The organism is Micromonospora sp. NPDC004704, from assembly GCF_053601675.1.
Genome location: NZ_JBSGCD010000004.1, coordinates 291,224 through 317,547, shown reverse-complemented (window position 1 = coordinate 317,547; position 26,324 = coordinate 291,224). Strand labels below are relative to the sequence as shown.

20 protein-coding genes and 1 pseudogene are annotated in these 26,324 nt (G+C 70.5%); 11 read left to right on the top strand and 10 right to left on the bottom strand.

The window, feature by feature from the left end; all coding sequences use genetic code 11:
* Positions 1-9: 9 nt before the first annotated feature.
* The 5 genes from ACWEFB_RS07755 to glgC all read right to left on the bottom strand — a co-directional run bounded on the left by ACWEFB_RS07755 (position 10) and on the right by glgC (position 6,659).
* A complete protein-coding gene (locus ACWEFB_RS07755) occupies positions 10-858 on the bottom strand; it encodes an ABC transporter permease (RefSeq protein WP_452283294.1) in 849 nt (282 codons plus the stop codon).
* A complete protein-coding gene (locus tag ACWEFB_RS07750; RefSeq protein WP_452283292.1) occupies positions 855-1,841 on the bottom strand; it encodes an ATP-binding cassette domain-containing protein in 987 nt (328 codons plus the stop codon). The genes ACWEFB_RS07755 and ACWEFB_RS07750 overlap by 4 nt, the downstream gene beginning before the upstream one ends.
* Before the next feature lie 175 nt (positions 1,842-2,016).
* Positions 2,017-3,591 carry a GDSL-type esterase/lipase family protein gene (locus ACWEFB_RS07745; RefSeq protein ID WP_452283290.1) on the bottom strand — a complete coding sequence of 525 codons (1,575 nt, stop codon included), beginning with the start codon at positions 3,589-3,591 and terminating at the stop codon, positions 2,017-2,019.
* Positions 3,592-3,734: 143 nt separating this feature from the next.
* On the bottom strand, positions 3,735-5,381 hold the full coding sequence (gene pgm, locus ACWEFB_RS07740) for a phosphoglucomutase (alpha-D-glucose-1,6-bisphosphate-dependent) (protein WP_452283288.1): 1,647 nt from the start codon (positions 5,379-5,381) through the stop codon (positions 3,735-3,737).
* A 45-nt stretch (positions 5,382-5,426) separates the two neighbouring features.
* Positions 5,427-6,659 carry a glucose-1-phosphate adenylyltransferase gene (gene glgC / locus ACWEFB_RS07735; RefSeq protein WP_452283286.1) on the bottom strand — a complete coding sequence of 411 codons (1,233 nt, stop codon included), beginning with the start codon at positions 6,657-6,659 and terminating at the stop codon, positions 5,427-5,429.
* Positions 6,660-6,731: 72 nt separating this feature from the next.
* Between glgC and glgA the strand changes: the two genes are divergently transcribed.
* From glgA to glgB, 3 genes are all read left to right on the top strand, one after another.
* Complete coding sequence (gene glgA / locus ACWEFB_RS07730) at positions 6,732-7,964, top strand: glycogen synthase (RefSeq protein WP_452283284.1); 1,233 nt, start codon at positions 6,732-6,734, stop codon at positions 7,962-7,964.
* Between the two features lie 85 nt (positions 7,965-8,049).
* Positions 8,050-10,065, top strand: a complete 2,016-nt coding sequence (locus ACWEFB_RS07725; protein WP_452283282.1) for an alpha-1,4-glucan--maltose-1-phosphate maltosyltransferase — start codon at positions 8,050-8,052, stop codon at positions 10,063-10,065.
* Between the two features lie 20 nt (positions 10,066-10,085).
* Positions 10,086-12,197, top strand: a complete 2,112-nt coding sequence (glgB, locus tag ACWEFB_RS07720; RefSeq protein ID WP_452283462.1) for a 1,4-alpha-glucan branching protein GlgB — start codon at positions 10,086-10,088, stop codon at positions 12,195-12,197.
* Positions 12,198-12,204: 7 nt separating this feature from the next.
* Here the strand turns inward: glgB and ACWEFB_RS07715 are convergent, their stop codons facing one another.
* Positions 12,205-13,083 carry an oxidoreductase gene (locus ACWEFB_RS07715; RefSeq protein WP_452283280.1) on the bottom strand — a complete coding sequence of 293 codons (879 nt, stop codon included), beginning with the start codon at positions 13,081-13,083 and terminating at the stop codon, positions 12,205-12,207.
* Between the two features lie 187 nt (positions 13,084-13,270).
* On the opposite strand from ACWEFB_RS07715, the gene ACWEFB_RS07710 reads away from it, so the two are divergent.
* The 6 genes from ACWEFB_RS07710 (at position 13,271) to ACWEFB_RS07685 (ending at position 19,713) form a co-directional block, all read left to right on the top strand.
* Positions 13,271-13,852, top strand: a complete 582-nt coding sequence (locus ACWEFB_RS07710; RefSeq protein WP_452283278.1) for a TetR/AcrR family transcriptional regulator — start codon at positions 13,271-13,273, stop codon at positions 13,850-13,852.
* 9 nt (positions 13,853-13,861) lie between these two features.
* Positions 13,862-14,533, top strand: a complete 672-nt coding sequence (locus ACWEFB_RS07705; protein WP_452283276.1) for an HAD family hydrolase — start codon at positions 13,862-13,864, stop codon at positions 14,531-14,533.
* 114 nt (positions 14,534-14,647) lie between these two features.
* On the top strand, positions 14,648-15,964 hold the full coding sequence (locus tag ACWEFB_RS07700) for a cation:proton antiporter (protein WP_452283274.1): 1,317 nt from the start codon (positions 14,648-14,650) through the stop codon (positions 15,962-15,964).
* A 65-nt stretch (positions 15,965-16,029) separates the two neighbouring features.
* Entirely contained in the window at positions 16,030-16,503 is a 474-nt protein-coding gene (gene rnhA, locus ACWEFB_RS07695) for a ribonuclease HI (RefSeq protein WP_326559759.1), read from the top strand.
* A 227-nt stretch (positions 16,504-16,730) separates the two neighbouring features.
* A complete protein-coding gene (locus tag ACWEFB_RS07690; RefSeq protein ID WP_452283271.1) occupies positions 16,731-19,355 on the top strand; it encodes an FAD-dependent oxidoreductase in 2,625 nt (874 codons plus the stop codon).
* 91 nt (positions 19,356-19,446) lie between these two features.
* Positions 19,447-19,713 (top strand): 2TM domain-containing protein, encoded by a 267-nt coding sequence (locus ACWEFB_RS07685; RefSeq protein WP_452283269.1) that lies wholly within the window; start codon positions 19,447-19,449, stop codon positions 19,711-19,713.
* 136 nt (positions 19,714-19,849) lie between these two features.
* On the opposite strand, the gene ACWEFB_RS07680 is transcribed toward ACWEFB_RS07685, so the two are convergent.
* Positions 19,850-20,221, bottom strand: coding sequence for a VOC family protein (locus ACWEFB_RS07680; protein WP_452283267.1), 372 nt, complete (start codon positions 20,219-20,221; stop codon positions 19,850-19,852).
* Between the two features lie 142 nt (positions 20,222-20,363).
* Between ACWEFB_RS07680 and ACWEFB_RS07675 the strand changes: the two genes are divergently transcribed.
* Positions 20,364-20,588, top strand: a complete 225-nt coding sequence (locus tag ACWEFB_RS07675) for a hypothetical protein (RefSeq protein WP_452283265.1) — start codon at positions 20,364-20,366, stop codon at positions 20,586-20,588.
* 69 nt (positions 20,589-20,657) lie between these two features.
* Here the strand turns inward: ACWEFB_RS07675 and ACWEFB_RS07670 are convergent, their stop codons facing one another.
* The 3 genes and pseudogenes from ACWEFB_RS07670 to ACWEFB_RS07660 all read right to left on the bottom strand — a co-directional run.
* Positions 20,658-21,467, bottom strand: coding sequence for an alpha/beta hydrolase (locus ACWEFB_RS07670; RefSeq protein WP_452283263.1), 810 nt, complete (start codon positions 21,465-21,467; stop codon positions 20,658-20,660).
* Positions 21,468-21,476: 9 nt separating this feature from the next.
* On the bottom strand, positions 21,477-22,493 hold the full coding sequence (locus ACWEFB_RS07665) for an alpha/beta fold hydrolase (RefSeq protein ID WP_452283460.1): 1,017 nt from the start codon (positions 22,491-22,493) through the stop codon (positions 21,477-21,479).
* Positions 22,415-23,116, bottom strand: a pseudogene (locus ACWEFB_RS07660) (alpha/beta fold hydrolase); the annotation flags it as partial. The gene ACWEFB_RS07665 and the pseudogene ACWEFB_RS07660, both read right to left, overlap by 79 nt.
* Positions 23,117-23,450: 334 nt before the next feature.
* Between ACWEFB_RS07660 and ACWEFB_RS07655 the strand changes: the two are divergent.
* Positions 23,451-26,324, top strand: a complete 2,874-nt coding sequence (locus ACWEFB_RS07655) for an AfsR/SARP family transcriptional regulator (protein ID WP_452283261.1) — start codon at positions 23,451-23,453, stop codon at positions 26,322-26,324.

The following is a 26,324-nucleotide window of genomic DNA, read 5'->3' as shown; positions in this document are numbered from 1 at the left end:
CGGGAGCGGCTACCGCTTGTTGCGGTAGAGGTACATGGTGACCGGGCCGAAGACCCCGACCAGCACCGCGCAGGTCAGCAGCACCGCAACCAGTTGACCGGCGGTGACCGTACCGGCCATCAGGCCGCGTACGGCGGTGGAGGCGTGACTGATCGGGTTGGCCCGTACCGCCGCCTCCAGCCACCCCGGCATGGTGCCCGGGTCGACGAAGATGTTGCTGCCGAAGGTCAGCGGGAAGAGCACCAGCATGCTCACCCCCATCACCGAGTTCTGGGTGCGCAGCATCAGGCCGAACATCGTCCACACCCAGGTCAGGCTGAACGAGAAGACCAGCACCAGGAGCACCCCGAGCAGTACGCCGAACACGCCGCCACCGGGCCGGAAACCCAGCGCCAGGCCCAGTCCGAGCACCACGACCGAGGCGAGCGCGTACCGGACGGCGTCGCCGAGCAGTGCACCGACGATCGCCGACGGCCGCCAGATCGGCAGCGTACGGAACCGGTCGAAGATGCCCTTTGCAATGTCGTTGTTCAACGTCATGCCGGTGTACATGGTGATCATGACAACGGTCTGGAGCAGGATGCCCGGCAGCAGATACTGCAGGTATTCGCGGGGCGAGCCGGCCAACGCCCCACCGAGCAGATAAGTGAAGATCAGGGTCAGCATCACCGGGAAAATAGTGACGTCGAAAAGCTGTTCCGGCACGTGCCGGATCTTGCGCATGGCCCGCCACCCGAAGGTCACCGAGGCCGACAACGCGCTGGGGCGGGGCGGCCGGTCCCGGGTGGCGAGGACCGTACGCAGCGCGTCGGAGTCGACCGGACGGGTCGGGGTGGTGGTTGTCGTGGTGGTGGTCATGCGGGCACCTCTGCCTTGGTCTCGTCCGCGCCCTCCCGGGCCGGGTGGCCGGTCAGGGCCAGGAAGACCTCGTCCAGGCTGGGCTGCCCGAGCGAGAATTCGGTGACCGCGAGCCCGGCCCGGGTCAGCGCGGCCAGCGCACCCGCCACCCGCTCCGGGTCGTTCACCCGGGCCGAGAGCGCCGACGGGTCGGACTCCAGCGTCACCGGCACACCCAGCGCCCCGGTCAGTACGAGTTCGGCCGCCGGTCGCTGCTCGGCCTCGCCCAGCCGGACGCGTACGGCACCGGCGCCGACCGACGACTTGAGCTCGCCGCTGGTCCCCTCGGCGATCACCCGCCCGTGGTCGATGACCGCTATCCGGTCGGCGAGCTGGTCCGCCTCGTCCAGGTACTGGGTGGTGAGCAGCACGGTCGTGCCCGAGGCGACCAGGGCCCGGACGATGTCCCAGACCTGGTTGCGGCTGCGCGGGTCGAGCCCGGTGGTGGGCTCGTCCAGGAACAGCAGGTCCGGCGTGACCACGATGCTCGCCGCGATGTCGAGCCGGCGGCGCATCCCGCCGGAGTAGGTCTTCACCAACTTTCCGGCCGCCTCGGTCAGGCCGAACGCGGCGAGCAGCTCGTCGGCGCGCCGACCTCCCGCCGCCCACCGGAAACCGAGCAGCCGGGCGAGCATGAGCAGGTTCTCCCGGCCGGTGAGCTCGTCGTCGACCGAGGCGTACTGGCCGGTCAGGCCGACCCTGGCGCGTACCGCGTCGGCCTGCCGGACGATGTCGTGGCCGAACACCCGCCCGGTGCCGCCGTCGGGGCGCAGCAGGGTGGCGAGCATCCGGATCGTGGTGGTCTTGCCGGCACCGTTGGGGCCGAGGAAGCCGTAGACGGTCCCGGCCGGTACGGCGAGATCCACCCCGTCGACCGCCCGGTTGTCGCCGAAGACTTTCACCAGCCCCGACGTTTCGATGGCAAGATCCGTATCTGAACTCAAGAAACCGTCCTCCAGTGAATCAGCATCACCGGGGTCCGATTCTCTGTCGCCGCGCCCCCGGTCACAGTTGCCCGACGTTATAACAGCGCGGTACGACATTCAGACGAATAAAACCGAACAAGGGCCGCTTTGTTGTCGACCGGCGACGACAAAGCGGCCCTGTTGCGATTCCGGATCAGCCCACGACGGTGCCGGAACTCCATATTGGTCGACCCGCGGAATAGATCACCAGGTTGCCGTCGCCCTGGAGGTAGAACACGGTGTCGGGTTGGCCGGCGGTGGCCGTACGCCAGAAGGTCTCGCCGGTGGAACCGGTCAGGGTGAGGTCGCCGTCGGACCGCAACGCCGCCTGGGCGACCGCGCGCCCGGCCGTCCCGGTGGACCAGAGGGCGGCGGTGCCCTGGTAGAGCACCAGGTTGCCGTCGCTCTGGAGGCGCAACTGGAACCGGCCGTCGCACGAGGCCAGGGTCTGCCCGGTGGTCAGGCCCTGGCCCGGCAGCAGCCGGCCGCAGTCGGTGGGGGCACCGATCGGTGTGGTCGGCGGCGGGGTGCCGCCACCGGTGAACAGGCTCGGGTTGACCGCGTTGGCGATCGCCTGTAAGCCCGCCTCGTTCGGGTGCAGGTGGTCGCCGGTGTCGTACGCCGGCAGGAACCACGTCGGCCGGGCCGGGTCGTGGGTGGCGTTGTCCTGGTCGACGACGCCGTCACAGCCGCTGCCGGCGCTGCGGACAAAGGTGTTGATCGCCGCACGCGACTGCTCGCCCTCGGCGGACCAGCCACCGGAGCCCTGGAACGGGGTAAGGGTGGAGCAGAGGAACTTCACCCCGCGCTGGTGTGCCCGGTCGATGAGCTGCCGGAGCCCGGCGATGAGCTGGTCGGCGCCCGGTCGGCCGCTGCCCGCCCCGAGGTCGTTGATCGGGTCGTCGGAGAAGATCACCCACCGTACGCCCGGCTGGTTGAGCACGTCCCGGTCGAACCGCTTCAGCGCGCTCTGCCCGGCCCCGTCCTGGAGCAGCTTGTTGCCGCTGATCCCCTGGTTCAGTACGCCGATCGTCCGCCCGGCGGAGGCTAGGTTGCGGGCCAGGTGGTTGGGCCAGCGGCGGTTGACGTCGAACCCGGAGCCGATGCCGTCGGTGATGGAGGCGCCGAGCGTCACCACCGCCCCCTCGGCGGCCGGGTTCTGCACGTCGAGGTTGGCCAGGAAGTAGTAACTGCCGTTCGTCTGCGCCCCGGTCAGGGTGGCGTTGCCGCTCTGGTTGCCGGCGGCCACGTAGTTGTTCTGCAACCCGCTCTGGTGGTAGGTCGCCGGCCCGGTCGGCTGGGGCAGGTAGAGGCTGACCACCACGTCGGCGCCGGTCGGGACGGTGAACGCCACCGCGTCGCTGGCCGCCAGCGCACCGACCGGGATGGTCACGCCCGGCTGCCCGCCGAAGGTGACCCGCCGGTCGGTGCCGGGGTCGATCGAGGAGCCGGAGGTACGCCGGGCGACGTGCACCTCGCTCACCACCAGCGGCCGGTCGCCGAAGGCGTTCGACAACTGGATCCGGGCAGCGGTTCCACCGATGCTGGTCCGGACGATCTGCCGGATGGTCTGCTGGTTGAAGCTGGTGCCGCCGCTCTGCGGCGATGCGGCCCAGGTGCCGGTCCAGGTGTCCGCAGCGGCGGCGGCCTGCGCGGGCCCGGGTGGGGTGAGGGTGAACGCGAGCATCGTCACCGCCCCCAGTGCGGCGCCCCAACGGGTGACTCTCATCCTGACTTTTCCTTCCTCTCCGACCGGTACGGGTACGTCACGTACCGGTCGGGTGATCTCGGACCAACCGGGTGGGTTTACCCACCTGCGGTACGAAGATCACAAAAGGAAAGATCACGTTTGGGCAACAGGAGTGAGCCGGGTCACACCTTCGCCAGGACCTCGGTCACCAGGGCCCGCGCCTCCTCCTGGATCCGGGTCAGGTGCTCCGGACCCCGGAACGACTCCGCGTAGATCTTGTAGACGTCCTCGGTGCCGGACGGGCGGGCCGCGAACCACCCCGACTCGGTGGTCACCTTCAGCCCGCCGATCGCCGCTCCGTTGCCCGGCGCGCTGGTCAGCGTCGCCGTGATCGGCTCACCGGCCAGCTCGGTCGCGGTCACCTGGTCCGGCGAGAGCTTGCCCAGTGCCGCCTTTTCCGCCCGGCTGGCCGGGGCGTCGATCCGGGCGTACGCCGGGTCACCGAAGCGGGCGACCAGGTCGGCGTAGTGCTGGCTCGGCGAACTGCCCGTACTCGCCTGGATCTCGGCGGCGAGCAGGCAGAGCACGAGCCCGTCCTTGTCGGTGGTCCAGACCGACCCGTCCCGGCGCAGGAAGGAGGCGCCCGCGCTCTCCTCACCGCCGAAGCCGACCGAACCGTCCAGCAGCCCCGGCACGAACCACTTGAAGCCCACCGGCACCTCGATCAACGTACGTCCGAGGTCGGCGGCGACCCGGTCGATCATCGAGGACGAGACCAGGGTCTTGCCGATCGCCGCCTGCGGGGACCAGTCCGTCCGGGTCCGGAACAGGTGCGCGATCGCCACGGTCAGGTAGTGGTTCGGGTTCATCAGGCCGCCGTCGGGCGTGACGATCCCGTGCCGGTCGGCGTCGGCGTCGTTCCCGGTGGCGATCTGGTAGTCGGCGCGGGCGGCGATCAACGACGCCATCGCGTACGGAGACGAGCAGTCCATCCGGATCTTGCCGTCCCAGTCCAGGGTCATGAACCGCCAGGTCGGGTCGACACCCGGGTTGACCACCGTCAGGTCCAGCCCGTGCCGGTCGGCGATCTCGCCCCAGTAGCCGACGCTCGCCCCGCCCAGCGGGTCGGCGCCGATGCGCACCCCGGCGGCCCGGATCGCCGCCACGTCCACCACCGAGGGCAGGTCGTCGACGTACGCGCCGAGGAAGTCGTACCGGTCGGTGGTGCCCGCCGTCCGGGCCCGCGCGTACGGGATCCGCCGGACCCCGGCGAGGCCGTCGGCCAGCAGTTGGTTGGCCCGGTCCTGGATCCACTTCGTGGCGTCGGTGTCCGCCGGCCCCCCGTTGGTGGGGTTGTACTTGAACCCGCCGTCGGACGGCGGGTTGTGTGACGGGGTGACCACGATGCCGTCGGCCAGGCCGGTGCCGCGCCCCCGGTTGTGGGTGAGGATCGCGTGCGACAGCGCCGGGGTCGGGGTGAAACCGTCCCGGCTGTCGATCAGCACGGTGACGTCGTTGGCGGCCAGCACCTCCAGCGCGGTGACCAGCGCCGGCTCGGAGAGGGCGTGCGTGTCCCGGGCCAGGAACAGCGGGCCGTCCACACCCTGGTCCCGCCGGTACTCACAGGTCGCCTGGGTGATCGCGGCGATGTGGTCGTCGTTGAACGCGGTGTTCAGGCTCGATCCCCGGTGCCCGGAGGTGCCGAACGCGACCTGCTGGCCGGGATCGGCCGGGTCGGGATGCTCGGCGTAGTACGCGGTGACGAGGTGCGCTACGTCGATCAGGTCGGCGGGGTCGGCGGGCTGGCCGGCACGGGCGTGGACCGACATCGGCGATTCTCCTCCTGGGTGTGGCACGGGCTGTACAAGCTGACCTTACGGCTCGACCCGTTGGCCCTTGCCGATGACGACGATCCCGCCGTCGGAGACGGTGTAGCGGGTCCGGTCGAGTTCCAGGTCCACGCCAATCTCGGCCCCCTCGGGGACCACCACGTTCTTGTCCAGGATGGCGTTGCGGACCACCGCGTGCCGGCCGATGTCGACACCCTCCATCAGCACCGACCCCTCGACGTGCGCCCAGGAGTTGATCCGGGCGTTCGGCGAGACCACGGAGTTCTCCACCAACGCGCCGGAGACGATCACACCGGGCGAGATCAGCGATCCGATCGCCCGGCCCACCCGCTCCTGCCAGCCGTGCACGAACTTGGCCGGCGGCCACGGGGGGTGGTCGGTGTAGATCGGCCAGGCCGAGTTGTAGAGGTTGAAGATCGGGTGGATGGCGATCAGGTCCATGTGCGCCTCGTAGAACGAGTCCAACGTCCCGACGTCGCGCCAGTAGCCCTGGTCCCGTTCGGTGCTGCCGGGGACCTGGTTGTCGCGGAAGTCGTAGACGTTCGCCTCGCCCCGCTCGACCAGCATCGGGATGATGCTCCCGCCCATGTCGTGCCGGCTGCTCTTGTCGGCCGCGTCGCGCTCCACCGCCTCGCAGAGCACGTCGGTGGTGAAGACGTAGTTGCCCATCGAGGCGTAGATCTCCCCCGGCGCGTCCGGCAGGCCGCGGGCGTCGGTGGGCTTCTCCCGGAACGCCTGGATCCGGCGCCCGTCGGCGGCCACCTCGATCACCCCGAACTGGTCCGCCTGGCTCAGCGGCTGGCGGATCCCGGCCACGGTGACACCGGCGCCGGAGGCGATGTGGTCCTCCACCATCTGCCGGGGGTCCATCCGGTAGATGTGGTCCGCCCCGAAGACGATCACGTAGTCGGGCTTCTCGTCGTTGATTAGGTTGAAGCTCTGGTAGATGGCGTCCGCCGAGCCGGCGAACCACCAGGGGCCACGGCGCTGCTGGGCGGGGACCGGGGCGACGTAGTTGCCGAGCAGGTTGGACATCCGCCAGGTCTTGGTCACGTGCCGGTCCAGCGAGTGCGACTTGTACTGGGTCAGTACGACGATCTTGAGAAAGCCGCCGTTGGCCAGGTTGGACAGCACAAAATCGATCATGCGGTACATACCGCCGAACGGCACGGCCGGTTTGGCACGGTCTGCGGTCAACGGCATCAGGCGCTTGCCCTCGCCGCCGGCCAGGACGATGGCGAGGACCTTGGGCGACATGCACCGACGCTAACCACACCCGGCCGTTCGCACCAGTCGTACCGGGCAACATGCTGGACTAGTGTGCGGAACGTGGCCGAAACCGCTCCGTACGACGGACGACTCCGGATCGATCTGCTGACCCGCGAGTACCCACCCGAGGTCTACGGCGGGGCCGGGGTGCACGTCGAGTACCTCGCCCGGGAACTGCGCCGGCTGGCCGACCTGCGGGTGCACTGCTTCGGCGCGCCGCGTACCGGGCCGGACGACCCGCCGGGGGTGACCGCGTACCCGGAACCGGTGGAGCTGGCCGGCACCAACGCCGCGCTCCGGACCATGGGCGTCGACCTGGCCATGGCCGCCGGAACCGCCGGGACCGACCTGGTACACAGCCACACCTGGTACGCCAACCTCGCCGGGCATGTGGCGAAGCTGCTGCACGGGGTGCCGCACGTGGTGACCGTGCACAGCCTGGAGCCGCTGCGGCCGTGGAAGGCCGAGCAGCTCGGCGGCGGTTACGCGCTCTCCTCCTGGTGTGAGCGGACCGCGCTGGGCGCCGCCGACGCGGTGATCGCGGTCTCCGCCGGGATGAAACGGGACCTGCTGGGCGCCTATCCGGAGGTGGCACCGGAACGGGTCCGGGTGGTGCACAACGGCATCGACACCCGCCAGTACGCCCCGGACCCGGAGACCGACGTGCTGCGCCGGATCGGGGTGGACCCGGACCGGCCGAGTGTCACCTACGTCGGCCGGGTGACCCGGCAGAAGGGCCTGCCGTACCTGCTCCGGGCGGCCAGGTCACTGCCGCCGGAGACCCAGCTCGTCCTGCTCGCCGGCGCCCCGGACACGGCCGAGATCGCCGCCGAGGTGGAATCCCTGGTGGCCGAGCTGCGGGCCAGCCGGTCCGGGGTGTTCTGGGTGGCCGAGATGCTGCCCAAGCACGAGGTGGTGCAGGTGCTCACCCACAGCACGGTTTTCGTCTGCCCGTCGATCTACGAACCGATGGGCATTGTCAACCTGGAGGCGATGGCCTGCGAGACGGCGGTGGTGGCCACCGCCACCGGCGGCATCCCGGAGGTGGTCTCCGACGGGGAGACCGGGCTGCTGGTCCCGATCGAGCAGGCCGCCGACGGCACCGGCACCCCGCTGGCGCCGGAGGTCTTCGTCGAGGACCTGGCCGGGGCGATCAACAAGCTGCTGGCCGACCCCGCCCGTACCGCCGAACTCGGTCGAGCGGGACGCCGTCGCGCGGTCCAACACTTCTCCTGGGACGCGATCGCGGAGCGGACGATGGGGGTCTACCGCTCGGTCCTGCCCGCCCTCTGACCGGAAACGGCCGTCCGACCTGCGGCGGCGGGGATGATCGGATTTCGACCGGGCGCCGGGACTGCCGGGGCAGTAGGTTGGCACCGTGACGGGACGGTTTCCGATCGAGAAGATCACGCCCTCGGTGGCCTGCGGTCGCTACCCGGCCAAGGCGGTGGTCGGTGAGCTGGTGCCGGTCTCCGCGCGGGCCTACCGGGAGGGGCACCGGGCGCTGGGCTGCAACGTGGTCTGGTCCGGCCCCGACGGCGAGACACGCCCGTTCACCCGGATGCGCCCCGGCCGGGACGACCACTGGCACGCGACCATCTCCCCGGACGCGGTCGGCGACTGGACCTTTGCCGTGGAGGCGTTCGACGACCCGTACCTGACCTGGCGGGACGCGGTCACCAAGAAGTCCGCCGCCGGGCAGGACGCGACCGAACTCGGCAACGACCTGGCCGAGGGCGCCGCCCTGATGGACGCGGCGTCCGCGCTGGTCCCGGCCGAGTTCCAAGCCGGCGTACGGGCGGCAGCGGCGGCGTTGCGCGATCGGGAACTGCCGTTGGAGCAGCGCCTCGCCCCGGCCCTGGACCTGGCCGAGCTGCTGTGGTCGTACCCGGTGCGCCGGCTGGTCACCCGCAGCGACGACCATCCACTCTGGATCGATCGCCCCCGCGCCCTCTTCTCCGCCTGGTACGAGTTCTTCCCCCGTTCCGAGGGGATCACCCCGCCGGGCGAGGGCAAACCGGCCGAGCACGGGACCTTCGCCACCGCCGCCGCCCGGCTCCCCGGTGTCGCCGCGATGGGGTTCGACGTGCTCTACCTCCCGCCGATCCACCCGATCGGCCGGGTCAACCGCAAGGGCCCGAACAACTCCCTGGTCGCCGGCCCGGACGACCCCGGTTCGCCGTGGGCGATCGGCGCGGCCGAGGGCGGCCACGACGCCATCCACCCCGATCTCGGTACGGCCGACGACTTCCGCCGGTTCGTCGCCTCGGCCGGCGAGGTCGGCCTGGAGGTGGCGATGGACCTGGCGTTGCAGGCCGCACCCGACCACCCCTGGGTGACCGAGCACCCGGAGTGGTTCACCACCCTCGCCGACGGTTCGATCGCGTACGCCGAGAACCCGCCGAAGAAGTACCAGGACATCTACCCGCTGGACTTCGACCGCGACCCCGACGGGATCCGGGCCGAGGTGCTGCGGGTGGTGACGCACTGGATCGACCACGGGGTACGGATCTTCCGGGTGGACAACCCGCACACCAAGCCGTTCGACTTCTGGCAGTGGCTGATCCACGAGGTCAAGCAGCTCGACCCGAACGTGCTCTTCCTGGCCGAGGCGTTCACCCGACCGGCGGTCATGCACGGCCTGGGCAAGATCGGGTTCACCCAGTCGTACACCTACTTCAGTTGGCGGTACAGCGCCGACGAGCTGCGCGAATACTGCACCGAGCTGATCGAAGCGGCCGACTACATGCGCCCCAACTTCTGGCCGAACACGCCCGACATCCTGCCCGAGCCGCTGAAGCTCGGCGTACCGTCGATCTTCAAAATCCGGGCGGTGCTGGCCTCCCTGCTCTCCCCCTCGTGGGGCATCTACGCCGGTTTCGAACTCCTCGAACACGAGGCCCTGCCCGGCGCCGAGGAGTACGCCGACAGCGAGAAGTTCCAGCTCCGTCCCCGGGACTGGACCGCCGCCGAGGCGCAGGGGCGGTCGCTGGCGCCGTACATCGCGCGGCTCAATGCCGTACGGCGGAAGAACCCGGCGCTGCACTGGCTGCGCAACCTGCGGTTCCACCACAGCGACAACCCGGCCCTGTTCTGCTGGTCGAAGCGGGACGAGCGGACCGGGAACACCGTCCTGGTGGTCTGCTCGCTCGACCCCTTCGAGGCCCAGTGGGGCAACCTCAGCCTCGACCTGCCGGCGCTGGGCCTGGACTGGGCCGACCGGTTCACCGTCTACGACGAGATGAGCGGCGCCCGGTACGACTGGGGGCAGCACAACGTCGTCGGGCTCGACCCGAACCAGCCCGCGCACGTGTTCACCGTGCACCGCAACGATCCGCCACCGCCACCGGCCACCGCCCCGAGCGTGCCCGCCACCACCGAGACCGCGAAGTGAGCCCGCTGATGGACGTTGACCTGGACTCGCTCGTCGCCGGGGTGGCGTACGACCCGCACGCCCTGCTCGGGGCGCATCCGCGCGGCGGGCAGACGCTGGTCCGTACCTGGCGGCGCGGTGCCCGGGAGGTCTCGGTGCTGGTCGCCGGGGACCGGTACCCGATGCGCAGGGTGCACAACGAGGGGGTCTTCGAGGCGACCGTGCCCGGCACGGTGCTGGACTACCGGATCGAGGTCGACGGGGAGCCGCGCGACGACCCGTACCGCTACCCGCCGAGCCTGGGCGAGGTGGACCTGCACCTGATCGGCGAGGGCCGGCACGAACGGCTCTGGTCCGCCCTCGGCGCCCGTCCCCGCACGGGCGGCGGGGTCGCCTTCGCGGTCTGGGCGCCGAACGCCCGGGGCGTACGCGTGGTCGGCGACTTCACCGGTTGGGGCGCGCACGAGGGCTGGCCGATGCGGTCGCTCGGCGGCAGTGGGGTGTGGGAGATCTTCGCCCCCGAGGCGGCGCCCGGCCAGCGGTACAAGTACCGGATCCTCGGCCAGGACGGGATCTGGCGGGACAAGGCCGACCCGATGGCCGCGCACACCGAGGTCCCGCCCCGGACCGCCTCGGTGATCTACCAGTCGTCGTACGAGTGGAACGACGCCGAGTGGCTCGCCGACCGTGCCCAGCGCCACCCCCACCGGGAGGCGATGAGCGTCTACGAGGTGCATCTCGGCTCGTGGCGCCCCGGTCTCGGCTACCGGGAGCTGGCCGACCAGCTCACCGCGTACGTGGTCGACCTGGGCTTCACCCACGTGGAGTTCATGCCGGTGGCCGAGCACCCGTTCGGCGGTTCCTGGGGTTACCAGGTGACCGGCTACTACGCCCCGACCTCGCGGTTCGGCACCCCGGACGACTTCCGCTACCTGGTGGACCGGCTCCACGCCGCCGGGATCGGGGTGCTGCTGGACTGGGTACCGGCGCACTTCCCCCGCGACGAGTGGGCGCTGGCCCGGTTCGACGGAACCGCCCTGTACGAGCACGCCGACCCGCGTCGCGGCGAGCACCCCGACTGGGGCACGTACGTCTTCGACTTCGGCCGCCGCGAGGTACGCAACTTCCTGGTCGCCAACGCGCTCTACTGGTGCGCCGAGTTCCACGTCGACGGGCTGCGGGTGGACGCGGTCGCCTCGATGCTCTACCTGGACTACTCCCGCGAGGACGGCAAGTGGCTGCCGAACCAGCACGGCGGCCGGGAGAACCTGGAGGCGATCGGCTTCCTCCAGGAGACGAACGCGACCGTCTACCGGGAGCATCCCGGCGTGGTGATGATCGCCGAGGAGTCCACCGCCTGGCCGGGGGTGACCCAACCGACCCACGCCAACGGGCTCGGCTTCGGCTTCAAGTGGAACATGGGCTGGATGCACGACACCCTGACCTACCTGAGCAAGGAGCCGGTCCACCGCCAGTGGCACCACAACGAACTGACCTTCTCCCTGGTGTACGCCTGGAGCGAGAACTACCTGCTGCCGATCAGCCACGACGAGGTGGTCCACGGCAAGGGTTCGTTGGCCGGCAAGATGCCCGGCGACACCTGGCAGCGGCTGGCGAACGTCCGTGCGCTGCTCGCGTACATGTGGGCGCATCCGGGCAAGCAACTGCTCTTCATGGGCAGTGAACTCGCCGACGACCGCGAGTGGAGCGAGGACCGGGGACTGGACTGGAACCTGGTCTACGACCCGGCACGGGCCGGGGTGCAGCGGCTGGTCCGGGACCTGAACCGGGCCTACCGGGCCGCCCCGGCGCTCTACTCGCAGGACACCTCCCCGGACGGGTTCCGGTGGATCGTCGGGAACGACTCGGGCAACAACACGGTGGCGTTCATCCGGATCGCCGCCGACGGGTCGCCGCTGGTCTGCGTGGCGAACTTCTCCGCCGTACCGCACGAGAACTACCGGCTGGGCATGCCGGTGGCCGGTGTCTGGCAGGAGACCCTGAACACGGACGCGGAGAGCTACGGCGGCTCCGGGGTGGGCAACCTCGGCACCGTACGGGCCGAGCCGATGCCGTGGCACGGGCAGCCGGCCTCGGCCACGCTCCGGATCCCCCCGCTCGGTGTCCTCTGGCTCCGCCCGGCACCCCGCTGACGGTTCGCTAGCGGGGCAGCAGGCCGGCAAGGTACGACTGGCTCAGGTCATTCTGTCCGTCGAAGTCGGTGGACCGGCTGACCTCGGCCCACCGGGAGGTCTCCTGGCCCCGTGCCACCGACGCCTGTTCGGCCAGCTCGAGGGCGTCGGAGCCGAGCAGGAGGCGTAGCGGCGGGTCGGGCAGCGCGACGACGCCGACGATCACCTGGGCGGCCCGCCCCGGATCACCGGGCTGCTTGCCGTCCGCCTCCCGGCGGTAGGCGTGGATCCGTCCCACCGTCTCCTCGTAGGCCGCCCCCACCTCGGCGATCCGCATGGACGAGCCACCCCAGTCCGTACGGAAGGCGCCCGGCTCGACGATCGTCACCTTGACCCCGAACGGCTTGACCTCGTTGTTCAGCACCTCGGAGAACCCCTCCACGCCGAACTTCGCGGTCTGGTACGCGGCCAGCCCCGGTGTCCCGCCGACCCGGCCGCCGATCGAGGAGAACTGGAGGAAGTGACCGGAACGCTGGCGGCGCAGGATCGGCAGGGCCGCCTTGGTCACGTTGATCACGCCGAACAGGTTCGTCTCGATCTGCCGGCGGAAGTCCTCGTCCGAGGTCTCCTCGATCGGCTCGCTGTCGGCGTAACCGGCGTTGTTCGCCACCACGTCGAGCCCGCCGAACACGTCCACCGCGACCCGGACGGCGGTGTGCGCGGCGGCCGGGTCGGTCACGTCGAGGGCTACCGCGCGGACCCGGTCGCCGTACGTGTCGACGAGTTCGGCAAGCTGCTCGGGGCGGCGGGCGGTGGCGACGAGGTTGTCACCGCCGGCAAGGACGGCGCGGCTCAGTTCCCACCCCAGTCCACGGGAGCTTCCGGTGACGAGCCAGGTCTTGGCCATGGTCGAAAATCCTCTCCTGATCCTGCCCGCTGCCTGCGGTTGTGTCAGACCGAGCTTCGCAGGAGGGTCGTCCGCTCGCGGGTCGCCTGTTAAAGTGGAGGCGTACCTCCAGATTAACGGAGGGATGCCTCCGGTACAAGTCGGGTCGGTCACAGCCCGTCGGATCGGCCACAGCTCGGGAGGAACGGTGACGGAGCAGGGGTCCGGAACACCCCGGGTCGCGGTGCGCCGCCCGCACCGGGCCGACGCCCGCCGCAACTTCGACGCGCTGCTGGGCGCCGCCCGCGAGGTCTTCGCCGAGAGCGGCACGTCGGCCTCCCTGGAGGAGATCGCCCGTCGGGCCGGAGTCGGCATCGGCACCCTCTACCGGAACTTCCCCACCCGCCAGGACCTCTTCGACACCGTCTACCTCGGCGAGGTCGAGGAGCTGTGCCAGGCCGCCGACGAGGTCGCCGACCTGCCGCCCTGGGACGGCTTCGTGATCTGGCTGCGCCGGTTCGTCGACTACGTCGCCACGAAACGAGCCATCTACGAGTCGCTCAACCGGGACTCGGAGACGTTCCGCTCCTGCCGGGTCGCCATGTACGGCGCCGGCGAGCCCCTGTTCGAACGCGCCCAGGCGGCCGGCGAGGCGCGTACGGATGTCAGTTTCGACGACGTACTGCGCATGATCACCGGGCTCACCGCGACCGGGTTCACCGACGAGCGGCAACGCGACCGGGTGCTCGGCATCGCCCTCGACGGCGTACGGAGACGACCCGCGGGGTAAGCGGGTGGCATGGAGAACCCGAGGGGTGTGCTCTTCGACATCGACGGCACCCTGGTCGACACCACGTACCTGCACACGGTCTGCTGGTGGGAGGCGCTGCGGCAGGCCGAACACGACGTACCCATGGCCTCGATCCACCGCTCGGTCGGGATGGGCGCGGACAAGCTGCTGGAACACGTACTCGGGCCGGAGCACGACCGCGACGGCGACCAGCGGATCCGCGGCGCGCACGACAGTCTCTACGCCGAGTACTGGCCCCGGCTGCGCCCACTGCCCGGCGCCGTCGCCCTGCTGCGCGCCTGCGCCGGCCTGGGGCTGCGGGTGGTCCTGGCCAGTTCCGCTGCCGAACACGAGGCGTCCGCCCTGCGCGCGGTGCTGAACGCCGACGACGTCATCGCCGCCGTGACCACCTCGGCGGACGCCCGGGAGAGCAAACCCGCCCCGGACATCGTGGCCGCCGCGCTCGACCAGTCCGGCCTGGAAGCCTCGCGGGTGGTGTTCGTCGGCGACTCGATCTGGGACGTCGCCGCCTCCGGCCAGCTCGACATCCCCTGCATCGGCCTGACCTGCGGCGGAACCAGCCGGGGCGAGTTGGCCGGCGCGGGCGCGGTGGCCGTCTACCACGACCCCGCCGACCTGCTCGCCGCGCTGTCCGAATCCCCGATCGCCGCCCTGTCCTGAGTCCGCAAACAGTTTCCCGGCCTGAGTCACCGGCCACTTCAGGAGTGGGCGGGGCCGCGCCGGGGAAAGCCTAGGCACCACCTGCCCGTCGGGCAGATCGGGAGAGGTGGTGGCGTGGAGCCGGTCGATGTGGCGTTCGCTCTGGTCGGAATCGGTGCACTACTGGCCGGGATCCTGCCCCGGATGGTGGAACACCGGCCGCTCTCCATGCCGATAGCGTTCCTCGGGCTCGGCATGCTGGTCTTCCTGCTGCCGACCGGGCTACCCAGCCCCGATCCGATCGCCCACCCCCAGGTGACCACCCACCTCACCGAAATCGGGGTGATCGTCGCCCTGATGGGCGCCGGCCTCAAGATCGACCGTCGGGCCGGGTGGCGACGCTGGTCGTCGACCTGGCGACTGCTGGCCATCGGCATGCCGCTCTGCATCCTCGCCGTGGCCCTGCTCGGGTGGTGGTGGGCCGGGCTGGTGCCGGCCGCCGCGCTGCTGCTCGCCGCCGCGCTCGCGCCGACCGACCCGGTGCTCGCCGCCGACGTACAGGTGGGTGAGCCGACCGACGTCGAGGACAACGAGGACGAGGTCCGGTTCGCGCTGACCTCGGAAGCCGGGCTCAACGACGGGCTCGCGTTCCCCTTCGTGTACGCCGCCATCGCGATCGCCGCCACCAGCCTCGCCCCGGCCGACTGGCTCGGCCACTGGCTCGCCGTCGACGTCCTCTACAAGATCGCCGTCGGGGTGGGTGGTGGGCTGCTCGTCGGCTGGCTGCTCGGCAAGCTCTTCTTCCGGGCCCCGTCGCAGTTGCGGCTGGCCCGCCACGCCGAGGGCTTCGTCGCCATCGCGGCCACCTTCCTCGCGTACGGGCTGATCGAGGTGGTCGGCGGCTACGGCTTCCTCGCCGTCTTCTTCGCCGCACGGGCGATCCGGGCATCGGAGCGTACGCACGAGTTCCACGGGGTCCTGCACGACTTCGCCGAGCAGATCGAGCGGCTGCTGACCGTACTGCTGCTGTTGTTCCTCGGCGGAGCCGTGGTCGACGGCCTGCTGGCACCGCTGACCTGGCCCGCCGCCCTGTCCGGGCTCGCGCTGCTGTTCGTGATCCGCCCCCTGGTCGCCTGGCTCTCGCTGCGCGGCGCACCGGGGCGACCCGCCGAGCACTGGGTGATCGCGTTCTTCGGCATCCGTGGCGTCGGCTCGATCTACTACGTCGCGTACGCCGCCAGCCACGCCGAGATCCCGCAGCTCGACCTGGTCTGGGCGACGGTGGGCCTGGTGGTGATCGTCTCGGTGGTCCTGCACGGGATCGCGGCCACACCGGTCATGCGCCTGCTCGACCGCACCGGCGAACGGACCACGGACGGAAACGAGCGCCGGTCCGCCCCCGGTAAGCCAAACGCCGAGCGGACCCCGGTTGACGTCCCCCGTCCCGGCTAGCCGGCACGGGCGCCGGGGTGCGGCGTGCGACCGGCGGGAGCGGGCAGGACCGGTAGATTGCCGGCATGACGGACCAGGCGGCCGAGAAGGTCGTGGAGATCTACACCGACGGCGCGTGCAGCGGAAACCCCGGACCGGGCGGCTGGGGTGCGGTGCTGCGCTACGGCGAGCACGAACGCGAACTGTACGGGGGCGAGTCGGCGCCCACCACGAACAACCGGATGGAGCTGATGGCCGCCATCCAGGCGCTCGAGAGCCTGAACCGGCCGGTGACCGTACGCCTGCACACCGACAGCACATACGTCCGCAACGGCATCACCAGCTGGATGGCGAGCTGGAAGCGCAACGGCTGGCAGACCTCGGCGAAGCAGCCGGTCAAGAACGCCGACCTGTGGCAGCGCCTGGAACTGGCGGTCAAGTCGCACAAGGTCGAGTGGCTCTGGGTGAAGGGGCACAACGGCGACCCCGGCAACGAACGAGCCGACGCCCTGGCCAACCGGGGCGTGACGGACGCCCGGAGCGCCCTGTCCGGTCGGTGAGTCGGCACCTCGGAGCAGGGCACTCATAATCCCTCGATCGCGGGTTCGAGCCCTGCCCGCCCACCCGCTGCGCCTGGTGGTGCGTGGGGTGCCCCGATGGCCAGCTTCCGGGGTGACGGCGCGATTCAGAAGTCGTCCAGTACCTGTCAACTGGGTCTCCCTATCTTCGGACTCAACGGGATCCCGGCTTTCCTGCCGGGACCGGATCGTCCACCGAGAAGCTGAGGGTGACCTTGACCGCGCAGGAAGAAGCCGACGTTGTCGTGGTCGGATCGGGCATGGGCGGTCTGGCGGCGGCCCGCATGCTCGCGCAGTTCGGCCGGAAACGGGTTCTCGTCCTGGAACAGCACTACACCCTCGGTGGGATGACGCACGAGTTCTCCCGCGAAGGGCGGTACAAGTTCGGAACCGGACTGCACTACATGAGCGCGAACGCCGGTCCCTTCCTCGACTTCGTGACCGACGGGCGGGTGCAGCTCTGGCCGCTGCCGGACGACTACGACGTCCTGCACTTTCCCGGATTCGATTTCACCGTACCCGCCGGCCGGGAACAGTTCCGGGCCCGACTCAAGGACCGGTTCCCGGGCGAGGCCGAGGCCATCGACCGCTATTTCCGAACGGTACGGCAGGCGATGGCCGGGCTCGCCACGCGCAATATTCTCTCGTCGATGCCCGCGCCGGTGCGCAGACTCGGGTTCCCGATCGTCGAGCGACTCTTCCCGGCCACGTACCGGTCGTCGCGGGACCAGATGGCCCGCAGCTTCCGGGACCCGAAGCTCCGGGCGATTCTGGCCGCGCGGTGGGGGCTCTACGGGACGCCGCCCGGGTCGAACGCCTTCGGCTACCACGCCGCGGTGCCGACCACGTTCTTCATGGCGGGCACCGCGCATCCCGTGGGCGGCCCGAGGGCGCTCAACCAGATCGTTCTCGAGATCCTCGACCGGTACGGTGTCGAGCTGCGGACCCGTCAACAGGTTCAGCGGATCGTCCTGGAGCGGGGCCGGGTGGCCGCTGTCGAGGTGGAGGACCGCGCCACCGGACGCACCTATCGGGTACGGACCCCGGCCGTCGTCTCGGCGGCGGGCGTCCGCAACACGTACGCCTTGCTGGAATCGGCGGCCGAGCCACAGTGGAAGCGCGAGGTCGCGAACCTGCCGGCGGAACCGTCCGCGATCATGCTGTTCCTGGGCCTGGACCGGTCACCGGCCACGTTCGGCCTGCACGGGGAGAACCACTGGTTCATGCCCGACCTCGACGGTCATGACGGTTTTCACCGGCAGCTCGGTGACGGCACGCTCTACGTCTCCTTCGCCTCCCTCAACAACCCGGCCGCTCGCCACCACACCGTCGAGGTGGTGGAACTCATCGACCCGGCGGCGTTCGACCAGTGGCAGGGGACGCCCGACGACGAGCGGCCGGACGACTACCACAGGCTCAAGGACGCACTGACCCGGCGACTGATCGACCGCCTCGACGAACGGTGGCCCGGCATCCGGGAGACCATTGCCTTCGCCGAACTCGCCACACCGCTGTCGTTCGAGACCTACCAGCACAGCGTCCGGGGTTCCTTCTACGGCCTCGCAGCGACCCCGGAACGGCTGCGCTCGCCGCTGGCGGGGGCGCGTACGCCGGTGCGGGGCCTGGTCGTGGCCGGACAGGACGCCTGGGGTTCCGGCGTGGTCGGGGCGCTGGCCGGAGGGCTCGTCGCGGCCGGCGCCGTGCTGCGGCCCAGGCAGACCGGAGCGATGTGGAGATCCATCTTCGCCCGCAACCCGGTACGCGAATCGACCACCACCTGGCAGGGCTACCTGCGCGTCACCGAGATCGAGGCGCTCACACCGACGATCCGGAAAATCCGGCTGGAAGCGATGGACGGCGGCACGGTGCCGTTCTCCTTTGCCGCGGGCCAGTACCTCAAGATCGATCTGCCCGTGGCGGTCGAGCCGATCGAGCGCTCCTACTCGATCTCGAGTGGCCCGGGTGCGAAGCATCATGTCGAGATCGGGGTGAAGCGGGATCCGATCGGCCTCGGCTCCACCTTCCTGCACGACGACCTGGAGATCGGGCAGGCACTGCGGGTGAGCGGCCCGTTCGGTGAGTTCACCTGGGACCCACAGCGCGACACCGGTGGCGGCACACTGCTGCTGATCGCCGGCGGAGTCGGGATCACCCCCCTGATCAGCGTCCTGGCCGCAGCGGCGGACGCCGGTCATCACGGCCGCATCGTCCTGCTGGCCGGGTGCCGGACCGAGGACGAAATCCCGTACCGGCAGGAGCTGGAGCAGCTTCAGGCCCGGCTGCCCGGGCTCGAGGTGGCCGTCTTTCTCACCCAGCCGGGTGCCGGGTGGCCGGGCCGGCGTGGCCGGATCGACCTCGAAGCGCTCCGCCCCTACGTCGCCGGCGTCACGCGCGTACACCTCTGCGGCCCGGCGCCGATGATGCAGGACGTGCTCGGTCTGCTGACCGCACTCGAGGTGCCCCGCGACACCCTCCACACCGAAGCCTTCGTGTCGGGCCGCAGCACACAGACCCGCCGGGAAAGGGCGCACGCCATCGCCGTCGCCGCCGAGCAGGCCGGCGTCACGGGCTACACGATCGCCGAGCGGGACCGGAGCACGACGTTCGCCTGCCCGCCCGGGCAGACGGTCCTGGACGCCGCCAACGCCGCCCGCATCCCGTTCCCGCAATCGTGCAGCGAGGGCGCCTGCGGCACCTGCAGGGTCCGGATCCTCTCCGGCAGCTACGAGACGGACACCCGGGGGATGTTCTCCACCGAGGAGATCGACCAGGGCTGGCGGCTCGCCTGCCAGACGCTGCCCACCGAAGACCTGGTGATCACCCGCAGTACGTGATCGCAGGAACCAACGTCCGCCGAACAATTCGAGATGCGAGGACACCAAGATGAAGACAAACCATTCCGCGAGCCCTGCCGATCCAGACCCGGTGCGCGCACGCGCCATCCGCCGGCTGCGCCAGAAGATGGGCGTGCAGGCCCACGTGCTGGTCTACCTGTTGGCCAACATCACCCAGGTCATCGTGTGGTGGGCCTACACTCCGGACCAGTTCTTCTGGCCGCTGTGGTCGATCCTCGGCTGGGGCGTCGGGTTGATCTTCCACGTCTGGGCGGTGAATTCGTGGTCGGGCCTCGACGAGGGTCGTATCGCCCAGGAGATGAACCGGATCGAGCCCACCGGACCGGCTCAGAACTGAGCGTTTAGTTCACCGTCCTCCACCGTCCTCGTCGTCCGCGAGCGATTTGCGGAAGGTCATCCGAGGGCGGTGCAGGTTGGTCCGGAGACCCGCCCGGACATCAGCGCGCTTGCCCCGGTAGGAAAAGTCACCGTCTCTAGTTCACCGGATGCTCGGCCGCGCTGCGGAGCATGCAGAACTCGTTGCCCTCCGGGTCGGCCAGCACCGCCCACCCCGTTCCGTCCGGCCGACGGCGGTCGTCGACCATCGTCGCGCCCAGACCGAGCACCCGTTCCACCTCCCCGTCCCGGAGCTGGTCCGGTTCGAGGCAGACGTGCAGCCGGTTCTTGACCGTCTTGGGCTCGGGCACCTCCGCGAAGTACAGCGTCGGCCCCTCCGACATCTCGACCACAACCTCCTCGTCACCCGGCTTGTCGTCGGCGCCGAGCGGTCGACCGACCACGACGCTCCAGAACGAGGCCAGCTCGTACGCGTTACGGCAGTCGAAGACGATGTTCTGCAGTCGCATGGCCGGAACGTTATCGCCCGGCTGCCATCGCTCGTTGAACCGGTAGGTGCCCCGGTAATTTGCAACCGCGCGGACCGTGGCGGCATGTATGCGACCGTTACGGGAACGAGGCATCTTCCGGCCCGGAGGGAGTGGAGCGCTGATGACGCTCGTCGACATGCGGTTCGTCGGCGGTCCCGCCGACGGCGAGATCCACCAACTACCGGTCGACCCGGACGGGGTGCCACCGGCGCGTTGGGTGCTGAGCCATCGAGGCGAAGGCGACCGTCTCCCCGAGATAGATCATCTTTACCAGCGTCAGCCCGTCGGCAATGGCGGCTGGGAGATGAGCTTCGTCCGATCCGACCCCATGGGCATGACCGAATAGCGGGTACGACCCGGTGGGGGTGGGCCCTGTTCGGGCACACCCCCACCGGTATCTCCCCGTGAGTGAAGATCAGTCGGACGTACGGGCGTGGCGTACCGCCCAGTCCAGGGCGTAGTCGGCGACCTCTTCCCACCCGGGCTGGGCGGGGAGCAGGTGGCAGCGGCCGGCGTACTCCTTGACCTCGGTGACGGTGTTCGAGGTGTAGTGCTTGGCGTTGGAGTGCTGGACCGCAGGCGGCATGAGGTGGTCCTCACCACCGGCGACGAACAGCAGCGGCGCCCGGTTGTCGTTGGCGTAGTCCACCCACGCGGCCTGGTGGCCGGGCTGGAAGTTCGCCAGTACGCCCGCCCACACGATCTGTCCGGGGCCCGGGATCGCGTACCGGGCGTAGAGCTGCCGGGACTCCTCCTCACTGAAGGTGTTGGTGAAGGCGTAGCGCCACTGGTCGTGGGTGAAGGCGACGGCCCGGTGCCGGTTCGCCGGGTTCTTCAGCACCGGGAACGTCGACTTCACCTGCGAGGCCGGCAGCACGGTGACGCCCTCGGTCGGGGCCGAGTTGATCGCCACACCGACGGCTCCCACCCCGTGGTCGAGCAGGATCTGGGTGAAGACCCCACCGGCGGAGTGGCCCATCAGGATCGGCGGGCGGTCCAGCTCGGCGATCACCGACTTCAGGTGGCTGACGATGCCCGGGATGGTCACCGCCTCGATCGGTGACGGGTCGGCGTTCAGCGCCTCGACCTCGACCTCGAATCCGGGGTACGCCGGAGCGATGACCCGGTAGCCCCGCTTCTCGTAGTGCTCGATCCAGTGTTCCCAGCTTCTCGGCGTCACCCAGAGGCCGTGGATCAGCACGATGGTGTCGGGTGCGGTACTCATCGGTCGTCCTTAGCTGTTGAGGAAGGCGAGCAGGTCGGCACCGAGCTGCTCCTTGTGGGTGTCGGTGATGCCGTGCGGGGCCCCCGGGTAGACCTTCAGAACCGCACCCTTGACCCGCTCCGCCGATGCCTTGCCGCCGACCTCGAACGGGACCACCTGGTCGTCGTCGCCGTGGATGACAAGCGTCGGTACGTCGAACGCGTCGAGGTCCGCGCGGAAGTCGGTCGCGGAGAACGCGGCGATGCACTCCAGGGCGTTGCGGTGTCCGGCCTGCATGCTCTGGAGCCAGAACGCGTCCCGGATGCCCTGGGAGACGTTCGCGCCGGGCCGGTTGTTGCCGAAGAACGGGCCGTCGGCGAGGTCCTTGTAGAGCTGGGACCGGTCGGCCAGTGACCCGGCGCGGATCCCGTCGAAGACCTCGATCGGCACCCCACCGGGGTTGTCGTCGGTCTTGAGCATGAACGGCGGCACCGCCGAGACCAGCACGATCTTCTCCACCCGGCCGGTGCCGTACCGGCCGATGTAGCGGGCGACCTCCCCGCCGCCGGTGGAGAACCCGACCAGGGTCGCCTCGCGCAGGTCGAGGGTGTCGATCAGGGTGGCGAGGTCGTCGGCGTACGTGTCCATCTCGTTGCCGTGCCAGGTCTGGGTCGAGCGGCCGTGTCCGCGCCGGTCGTGGGCGATCACCCGGTATCCGTTCGCGGCCAGGAACAGCGCCTGCGCCTCCCAGCTGTCCGAGTTCAGCGGCCAGCCGTGGGCGAGGACAACCGGCTTACCGGTCCCCCAGTCCTTGTAGAAGATCTGCGTACCGTCCGGGGTGGTGACAAAGCCCATCGTGAATCTCCCTGTGCTCAGCGGACGGTGGTCCGGGCGGCGTCGGTGACGAGGTCGACCACCGCGGTCGGCTTCGACATCATCGCCACGTGCGAGGCGTTGACCTCGACCTTGTGGGCGTTCGCCCGACCGGCCATGAAGCGCTGCGCGGCGGCCGGGATCAGGTTGTCGTTGCGGGCGACCAGGTACCAGGACGGGATGGTCTTCCACGCCGGTGCCCCGGCCGGTTCCTGGAGCGTGTGCCCGTCGCCGGGGCGCTGGGTGGCGGCCATGACGGCGGTGGTGGCGGCCGGCAGGTCACCGGCGAAGATGTCGCGGAACAGGGCCGGCTTGACGTAGCCGTCGACGCTCGGGCTGCCGTCCGGCAGCAGGTACGGACGGAAGTCGAGTGCCGCCGGGCTGAGCTTGCTGCCCGGGAACTTCGTCTGCAGCCCCTCGACGGTGTCACCGGCGTCGGGTGCGAACGCGGCCACGTACACCAGGGCCTTGACGTTGGGGTTGCCGTTCGCGGCGGCGGTGATCACCATGCCGCCGTACGAGTGTCCGACCAGGACGATCGGGCCGGTCAGCGTCGCCAGGATGCTGGCCACGTACGCCGAGTCGGAGGCGACCCCGCGCAGCGGGTTGGCCGGTGCGATCACCGGGTAGCCCTGCCGCTGGAGCTGGCGTACCACGTCGTTCCAACCGGAGGCGTCGGCGAAGGCGCCGTGCACCAGGACCACGGTCGGCTTGGTCCGGTTTGCGGTTGCGGCGGACGCGACCGGGGTCGCGGCGAGCCCTCCGGCACCGAGCAGCAGCACGAGAGCGACGAGCATGCTGATCAGGAGCGGACGACGCCGGCGGGCGGAATCGGTAATCGGAACTGCGGTCATGTGCTCTCCCTAGATGGCCGGTCCGTGTCCACGCCTGGGCATGGCACGACCGGTCGGGACTGACGGGACGATGCAGGGGTGCGGTCGTCGGACCCACTGCCCGGCACATTCCAGAGCGGGCCGGTAGGGTATTGCGCCCAACCGCCGCGATAATGGGCAGGTGACCTGCCCATCGGGGTGTGCCGGGGTCGACCGTAAACCGGGCTGCACAGGGAAAAACTGAAGAAGAAGTGAGGGCCCGCCAGCCGGGCCGTCCGTAACGGGGACGCAGGAGTCAGTGACAGAGGAAAAGACCGATCCGGTACGCCTCACCGTGCTCGGCCCGGTGCGTCTGTGGCGGGACGGGACCGAGGTACAACTCGGCGCTCCCCAGGTACGCGCACTGCTTGCCGTACTGCTCGCGCAGGTCGGCACACCGGTCAGCCTCGCCGAGATCGTGGACGTGCTGTGGGGGCAGGACCCGCCGGCCACCGCGACGAACGCCGTACACGGGCACGTCGGTGCCCTGCGTCGACTCCTGGAACCCTCCCTCGGCGCCCGGGAACACGGCCGGTGGCTGAGCCGCTCCGCCGGGGGCTACCAGCTCGCCGGGGACGCGGAGAGCGTCGACCTGCTCGACTTCCGCCGCCTGCTCGGGCAGGCCAGGGCCGCCGTCGCCGCCGGTCGGGACGGTGCGGCGGTGGCCCATTTCGTCGCCGCCCTGCGGCTCCCGCAGGGTCCCTGCGCCGCCAACGTCAGCGCCACCGTCCGGTCGCATCCGATCTTCGGCGGGCTCGAACGGGAGTGCCTCGCCGGTGTCCGGGAGGCGGCCGACTGCGCGCTGCGGGCGGGACGGGCGGCCGATCTCGTCGCCGGCATCCAGCGGATAGCGGAACGTTTTCCGCTGGACGAACCGTTGCAGGCCCGGTTGATCCTGCTGCTCGCGGCGAGCGGACAGCAGGCGCAGGCGCTCGTCCTGTTCGGGCGGGTGCGTACCGCCCTCGCCGACGATCTGGGCATCGACCCGGGGGCGGAACTGCGGGCGGCGTACGAGGCGGTGCTCCGCCAGCAGCACGGCACCGGCGCGGCTGCCGTCGGCGACCGGCGACCGGACACCACTCGCCCGGATGCCGTCGGGCCGACCGGATCGCCACGTCCGGTACGCCCGGCCCAGCTCCCACCCGACCTGTCGACCTTCGTCGGCCGCCGGGGGGAACTCGCCCGAGCCCTGTCGCTCATGCCCGAGGAGGGCGCCGAGCCGGGAACAGTCGTGATCAGCGCGATCAGTGGAATGGCCGGTGCGGGGAAGACGACGCTCGCGGTCCGCTGGGCGCACCGGGTGATCGGGCGGTACCCCGACGGCCAGCTCTACCTGGACCTGCACGGCTTCGGTCCGAGCGACGCGGTGGTGAGCCCGGACGACGCGCTCCGGGAGATCTTCGAGACGCTGGGGGTGGCACCGGACCGGATCCCGGAGAGCCTGGACGGGCGGACCGCCCTCTACCGCAGCCTGCTCGCCGGCAGGAAAATGCTGGTGGTGCTCGACAACGCCCGCGACGCCGACCAGGTACGCCCGCTGCTGCCCGCCAGCCCCGGTTGCCTGGCGATCGTGACCAGCCGCAACCAGCTCGCCGGACTGGTCGCCGTGGACGGGGCGTACCCCCTGGTCCTCGACACCCTGCCGGTGCGGGACGCGCACAAGCTGCTGTCGCTGCGGATCGGCGGGGACCGGCTCGACAACGAACCCGAGGCCACCGCCGCCATCCTGCGCCGGTGCGGTGGGTTGCCGTTGGCGCTCGCCATCGTCGCCGCGCGGGCGGCGACCTATCCGGCCCTCTCCCTGGCGAGCATCAACGCCGAACTGGACGACGAGGAGGGTCCGCTGGACGTCTTCGCCGACGCGGACAGCGCCGTCGACCCGCGTGCCGTCTTCTCCTGGTCGTACCACGCCCTCAGCCCCGGTGCGGCGCGGCTGTTCCGGCTGCTCGGCGGGGTTCGCAACGGCCACGACATCGGCCAGGCGGCCGCGGCTAGTCTGGCCGGCGTACCGGTCCGGGAGGTCCGCCCGCTCCTCGCCGAGCTGACCAGGGCGAGTCTGGTGCTCCAGGGCGACGGCTCCCGGTACACGATGCACGACCTGCTCGGCGCGTACGCCGACGAGCTGGCCCGGCAGCACGACAGCGGAGCCGAGCGCCGGGAGGCCTGGCACCGGTTGCTGGACCACTACCTGCACACGGCACACGCCGCCGAACGGCTGTTCTCCCCGCTGCGGCCCACGGTCCCCCTCGGGCCGGCACCGTCCACGATCACCGTGGCACCGATGTGCTCGGCGGACGAGGCGCTGTCCTGGTTCGTCGCGGAACGCCACACCCTGGTCGCCTCGATCGCCCGGGCCGCCGCCGACGGGCTCGCCGGACACGCCTGGCAGCTGGCCAGAGCACTGGAACCGTTCCTCGTCCTGCGCGGGCACTGGGAGGGTTGGCTGCCGACGATGGTGAGCGTGCTGGCGGCGACCGAGCGGGACGACGACCGGACCGGGCAGGCGTACCTGACCCGGGTGGTCGGGTCGATCCTGGTCAGGTACGGCCGGTACGACGAGGCAAGCGTCCACCTCGCCCGTTCCCTGCGCCTCTTCGCCGATCTCGGGGACAGGGTGGGGCAGGCGGTGGGCCACCGCTGTCTCAACGACATCCGGGACCGGCAGAACCGGACGGAGGAGGCGCTCGACCACGCCCGGCAGGCGCTCGCGCTCTACACCTCGGTCGACGACCGCAACGGGCAGGCGCTCGCGCTGAACGCGATCGGTTGGACCCATGCCCGGATCGGCGAGTACGAACCGGCGGTCGAGCACTGCAACCGGGCGCTCGCGATCTTCGAGGAGGTCGGCAACCCGCGCGGTCTGGCGGCCACCTGGGACAGTCTGGGCTTCGTCCACCACTGCCTGGCCGAGTACCCGCAGGCCACGCAGTGTTATGACGAGGCGATCCGGATTCGGGGCGAGATCGGTGACCTGACGTACGAGGCGGCCAGTCTCGACCGGCTCGGCGACACCCTGCTCGCCGGGGGTGAGCTGGACGCGGCCCTCTCCACCTGGCACCGTGCGGTGGTGATCATGGCCGAGGTCGGCCATCCCCGGATCGACCAGGTGCTGGCCAAGCTGGCCGGCCACTGA

Excerpts from the sequence above, each read along its gene's own strand:
- ACWEFB_RS07705 (WP_452283276.1), top strand. The coding sequence starts at position 13,862 with ATGGAGAACCCGAGGGGTGTGCTCTTCGACATCGACGGCACCCTGGTC.
- ACWEFB_RS07670 (WP_452283263.1), bottom strand. The coding sequence starts at position 21,467 with ATGAGTACCGCACCCGACACCATCGTGCTGATCCACGGCCTCTGGGTG.
- ACWEFB_RS07755 (WP_452283294.1), bottom strand. The coding sequence starts at position 858 with ATGACCACCACCACGACAACCACCACCCCGACCCGTCCGGTCGACTCC.
- ACWEFB_RS07675 (WP_452283265.1), top strand. The coding sequence starts at position 20,364 with ATGACGCTCGTCGACATGCGGTTCGTCGGCGGTCCCGCCGACGGCGAG.
- ACWEFB_RS07745 (WP_452283290.1), bottom strand. The coding sequence starts at position 3,591 with ATGAGAGTCACCCGTTGGGGCGCCGCACTGGGGGCGGTGACGATGCTC.
- pgm (WP_452283288.1), bottom strand. The coding sequence starts at position 5,381 with ATGTCGGTCCACGCCCGTGCCGGCCAGCCCGCCGACCCCGCCGACCTG.
- glgC (WP_452283286.1), bottom strand. The coding sequence starts at position 6,659 with ATGTCGCCCAAGGTCCTCGCCATCGTCCTGGCCGGCGGCGAGGGCAAG.
- ACWEFB_RS07680 (WP_452283267.1), bottom strand. The coding sequence starts at position 20,221 with ATGCGACTGCAGAACATCGTCTTCGACTGCCGTAACGCGTACGAGCTG.
- rnhA (WP_326559759.1), top strand. The coding sequence starts at position 16,030 with ATGACGGACCAGGCGGCCGAGAAGGTCGTGGAGATCTACACCGACGGC.
- ACWEFB_RS07715 (WP_452283280.1), bottom strand. The coding sequence starts at position 13,083 with ATGGCCAAGACCTGGCTCGTCACCGGAAGCTCCCGTGGACTGGGGTGG.